The organism is Streptomyces canarius, from assembly GCF_014650735.1.
In the GTDB taxonomy this organism is placed as follows: Bacteria; Actinomycetota; Actinomycetes; order Streptomycetales; family Streptomycetaceae; genus Streptomyces; species Streptomyces olivaceoviridis.
In genome coordinates this window covers 1-4,280 of sequence record NZ_BMVN01000145.1, presented here as the reverse complement: position 1 = coordinate 4,280, position 4,280 = coordinate 1, and the positions used below count along the sequence as shown (strand labels likewise).

Sequence of the window (4,280 nt, the reverse complement as noted above, 5' to 3'; positions counted from 1 at the left end):
GCGACCGTGCTGGTCGCAGCCATCAACGAGTGGCTGTGACCAGCACTTTCACAACAGACCCTAGCCCCATTCGGCCTCGGGCCCGCCGCTCCTGTTTTCATGAGCGGCGGGCCCACCTACATCTGCAGATCGGTGTCGTCGTAGGTGGCGCACCACAGGGCGTACGAACGCCAGCGGTGGCCCGGGTGTTGCGGGAGCTGCGCGGGACGGCGTGGGTGAGCTTGCGGGCGACCGGAGACGAGATCCACTCGCTGGCGGCGGAGGCGACCTCGCCGAGACGGGTTCGTCCTCGGCGCCATCGCCGCAAGTCCACGCGCGACGTCTGACCGCCCGGTCCCCGTCACCGGCCCCGGGCATTGCCCCCAGGGCCGGTGGGCCTCGGGGCAGCACCCACGCCCTCCTGGGGTAAACCCCCTGTGCGAGAGGGTGACTGGCAGGCTGTTTCGGCTGGTCGCAGGCGCGGAGACTCGGTGGCATGACGATTTCCCCGCAGGCCGCGGTCGCGGCCACCGTGCCCGCTGCCCGACCCCGTCCCTCCGATGCCGGAGCCGGCAGTGACTTCGCCCGGCTATCCCGTCGTATCACCGAGGCGGGGCTGATGAGACGCCGTCCGGGCTACTACACGACGCGGCTCGGTCTGGTGATCGCGCTGACGGCGGGCGGATGGGGAGCCTTTGCCGCGATAGGGGACACCTGGTGGCAGATGGCCACGGCCGCCTTCCTCGCGCTGATGTTCGGCCAGATCGCTCTCGCTGCACATGACCTGGCGCACCGTCAGGTTTTCCTGCGACGCCGGCCGAGCGAATTGTGGGGCCGGCTCTTCGGCAATCTCGGGATCGGCATGAGCTACGGCTGGTGGATGAACAAGCACACCCGTCACCACGCCAACCCCAACCACGAGGAACTCGACCCGGACGTCGCCCCGGACATCCTGGTGTGGTCCACGGAACAGGCCCACGACGCCCGGGGCCTGGCCCGTCTCATCGGCGGTCACCAGGCGGGGCTGTTCTTCCCGCTGCTGACGCTGGAGGGCTTCAACCTGCATGTGGCGAGCCTGCGGGCGCTGCGCTCACCGGGCATGAAGCACCGGACGCTGGAGGCGGCGCTGCTCCTGCTTCACCTCGCGGCCTATCTGTCCGCCCTGTTCCTGGTGCTCTCCCCGGGCAAGGCGGTGGCGTTCCTCGCCGTGCACCAGTGTCTCTTCGGCGTCTACCTCGGGTGCACCTTCGCGCCGAACCACAAGGGCATGCCCACGTTCCGCGGCGACGAACGGCCCGATTTCCTGCGCCGCCAGGTGCTCACCTCACGCAACGTGCGCGGCGGACGGCTGACCGACGTTCTGCTCGGCGGGCTCAACTACCAGATCGAGCACCACCTGTTCCCGAGCATGCCCACGCCCCATCTGCGCCGTGCGCAGACCGTCGTCCGTGCCTACTGCGCGGAGATCGGCGTGCCCTACCACGAGACCGGCCTGATCCAGTCGTACCGCGAGGCCCTCACGCATCTGCATCAGGTCGGTGAGCCGATCCGGCAGCAGCGCCGAAGGGGCGCCTAACGTCGCTCCCCGAGCCGGGGAGGCGGTCCCGCCACCGTCGGGGGGAATCGGTGGCGGGATCGCTCGGTGCCCGGGGCGGGAGGGGGGACCAACTCCCCCGAGCACGTCTGAATCTGCTGCTGCCCCGGCTTCGCAGATATATGCACGCGGATTTCCCCCGGATTCTCTTCGGCACGGAGATCCCCGCCGCCGTCGGCCGCTGCTTCAGGGCGTGAGCATCCGGTCCTGCCCCACCAACGGTGTGCCCCCGTGCCAGTCCAGCGCTTCGCCGAAGCGGACCAACTCGCCGTAGAGCGCGGGATCGGCGCCCTCGGCGAAGACCAGGTCGAGCACGGCCGACGCGACCCGGGCCGACGACTGCGCCTGGCTGTAGTCGCTGAACCAGGGACGCGAGGTGGCGGTGTCGACCATGCCCGGGCATACTGACGCGATCAGCGCCCCGGTGGCGAGGTCGCGCTCGCGGCGTTGCGCGGCCACGGCACGGACGGCGGCGACCTGAGCCACCTTGGACGGCACGTTCAACCAGACCGGCCACCCCGCTTCCTGTGCGGTCTTGTGGTGGACGGCGCTGCGCCACGACTCCACGGCGTACTCGACCTGCTCCAGGCTCGCTCCGTCGAACAGGTCGTGCAGTTGCGGATCGAGGTGGCCGAGGGTGCCCAGGCTGCTGGCCACGACGAGCAGTCGGCCGCCCGGACGCAGGACCGGGCCGAAGGAACCCAGGACAGCGTGCGTGGCGGTGTTGGAGACGTCGATGAACTCGTCGGCCCGCTCCGACTGCGAGTCCCCGGGCAGTACGCGGGCGACCGCGTTGGAAATGACGACGTCGACGCCTCCGTGCCGGGTCCGCAGGTCCTCGGCGAGACGGGCGATCGCGTCGGTGTCCGTGACGTCGAGGACCTGCCCCTCGACGCGCCCTCGTACCCCGGGCAGCCGGCGGATCTCGCGGACGGCGTCACTGACCCGCTGCGGCCCCCACCCTGGCCAAGATCCACAGCGGCCGCGGATGCAAGTACTGCGCCCGCTTCGGCTTCGACCGCCCGCAGCCGCCCGCGTCTACGTCGTCACCCACGCGCAGCACGGCGCCGTCAAGATCGGCGTCGCTGGCGCCCTTCAGCGCAACGACCGCATCGCCCAGCACCGCCACCTCGGATGGACCCTCTTCTACGAACACCACGTGCCCACCGGCGACGACGCCCTGGCCGTCGAGCAGACGATACTTCGGCGCCTGCGCGCCGCGGCGTGGTACCGGGGGCGCTGGCTGACCGTGATCACGGTCCGGGCGAAACCCGCTTCGTTCGCCATCGCCATCGCCGTGCCCACGAAGGGCCCTGCCGGGCTGCCGGGCACTGAGATCCAGTCGTTCTCGCCGGCCTGCCAGGGGAAGATCAGGTCGCCTCCCTGAGGGCCACTGCCGCGGAGAGGACCTGCGGGCTCCGGTTCAAGACGCGCGGCCTGCCTGGCGAGCGACTCCAGTGCGAAGACTGCCAGCCGGAAGTCGTCATGGGGTGCGGCCATCTGCCAGAGCATGGCCGGCTCGGAGGCACCCGGCGCCAGTCCTCCGCGCGGTCACCGGTGATGCTCCGGGCCGTGCGCAACTTGGCGACGGTGCGGGTGACAAAGGCGTGGCGGGCAACGGTCTCGGCCTGCGTTGCCTCGCATGGCCGAGGGCATCTTCGCAGGATGCCGGACATGCCGCCCCCGCACGCCGAACCGAGGCAGAAGACGCCCGCCGCATGAGCCCTTCCACGACACGCAGAAATGTCCTGCGCGGGACCGTGGCCACGGCCGCACTCGCGGCCACGGTGGCAACCGCCCACACCAAGGCGGCGTACGTGGCCCCGCGAGTCGACGGCACGGGACCGAACATCGGCTCCCTGCTGTACGACGGCTACAGCCTGTTGGACCCGACCGGGCCGGCCGAGGTGCCGTCCCGGCTCCCGGACGCCACCGTCACCATGATCGGGGAGAAGCGCGGAGCCGTCCGCACGGACACGGGAGACGTGGCCGTGATGGCCGATCGCTCCCTCGCCGAAGTCACCCGTCTCGATGTCCTGCTGGTGCCCGGCGCCGGCAACCGCGGCACCATCGCGGCGATGAACAACCAGCCGCTCCCGCGCTGGATCCGTGCGATGCACCGGCACACCCGGTGGACCACCTCCGTCTGCACCGGCAGCATCGTCCTCGCCGCGGCCTGACTGCTGGACGGCCGGGAGGCGACGACCTACTGGGCCTCCCGCCGACTACCTCCGGTCCAGTTCGACGTCACGTACCCGGCCCGGCGCTACGTGGCGCTCCGGGAAGATCATCACCGCGGCCGGGGTGCCGACGGGACTGGACATGGCCCTGTACCTGGCCTCCCTGATCGCGGACGACGACACGGCGAAGGCGATCCAGCTCGCCATCGAGTACGACCCCCAACCCCCCTTCGACGCCGGGAACGCCTCGGCTGCCGGTGCGCAACTCAAGTCGCAGGCTTTGAAGTTGCTCGCCGCCGCACAGACGCAACAGTCCGGGGCCCGCCCGTGAGGGCACGGCAGCAGGGCTGAGGCAGGCTGGGCGACCAGAGGCCGGGACCGCATCGCTCGGTGCCGATGCGGGCCTTGACCTGTTCCTGACGGTGGTCCGACCTAGTACTGCAATCCCAGTTATGGGGTTTGGCCTCGCCGTTTGTAGTGGCTGAGGCGAGCGCGGGTCTGACTGAGCCGTCTCCACCATGACCAGC

5 protein-coding genes are annotated in these 4,280 nt (G+C 70.5%); 4 read left to right on the top strand and 1 reads right to left on the bottom strand.

What is annotated here, in order from left to right:
* The first annotated feature begins 475 nt into the window (after positions 1–475).
* Positions 476–1,555 (top strand): fatty acid desaturase family protein, encoded by a 1,080-nt coding sequence (locus IE294_RS46410; protein WP_189895340.1) that lies wholly within the window; start codon positions 476–478, stop codon positions 1,553–1,555.
* A gap of 204 nt (positions 1,556–1,759) precedes the next feature.
* Here the strand turns inward: IE294_RS46410 and IE294_RS46405 are convergent, their stop codons facing one another.
* Positions 1,760–2,563 carry an SDR family oxidoreductase gene (locus tag IE294_RS46405; RefSeq protein ID WP_189895341.1) on the bottom strand — a complete coding sequence of 268 codons (804 nt, stop codon included), beginning with the start codon at positions 2,561–2,563 and terminating at the stop codon, positions 1,760–1,762.
* Here IE294_RS46405 and IE294_RS46400 point away from each other — a divergent pair.
* The 3 genes from IE294_RS46400 to IE294_RS48885 all read left to right on the top strand — a co-directional run bounded on the left by IE294_RS46400 (position 2,562) and on the right by IE294_RS48885 (position 4,084).
* Positions 2,562–2,960: a hypothetical protein gene (locus IE294_RS46400; protein WP_189895339.1), complete on the top strand. Its 399-nt coding sequence runs from the start codon at positions 2,562–2,564 to the stop codon at positions 2,958–2,960. The two genes, IE294_RS46405 and IE294_RS46400, sit on opposite strands and share 2 nt — an antisense overlap.
* A gap of 331 nt (positions 2,961–3,291) precedes the next feature.
* Entirely contained in the window at positions 3,292–3,753 is a 462-nt protein-coding gene (locus tag IE294_RS48890) for a DJ-1/PfpI family protein (RefSeq protein WP_229918259.1), read from the top strand.
* 142 nt (positions 3,754–3,895) lie between these two features.
* Entirely contained in the window at positions 3,896–4,084 is a 189-nt protein-coding gene (locus IE294_RS48885) for a hypothetical protein (protein WP_229918257.1), read from the top strand.
* Positions 4,085–4,280: the final 196 nt, after the last annotated feature.

Excerpts from the sequence above, each read along its gene's own strand:
- IE294_RS46410 (WP_189895340.1), top strand. The coding sequence starts at position 476 with ATGACGATTTCCCCGCAGGCCGCGGTCGCGGCCACCGTGCCCGCTGCC.
- IE294_RS46400 (WP_189895339.1), top strand. The coding sequence starts at position 2,562 with ATGCAAGTACTGCGCCCGCTTCGGCTTCGACCGCCCGCAGCCGCCCGC.
- IE294_RS48890 (WP_229918259.1), top strand. The coding sequence starts at position 3,292 with ATGAGCCCTTCCACGACACGCAGAAATGTCCTGCGCGGGACCGTGGCC.
- IE294_RS48885 (WP_229918257.1), top strand. The coding sequence starts at position 3,896 with ATGGCCCTGTACCTGGCCTCCCTGATCGCGGACGACGACACGGCGAAG.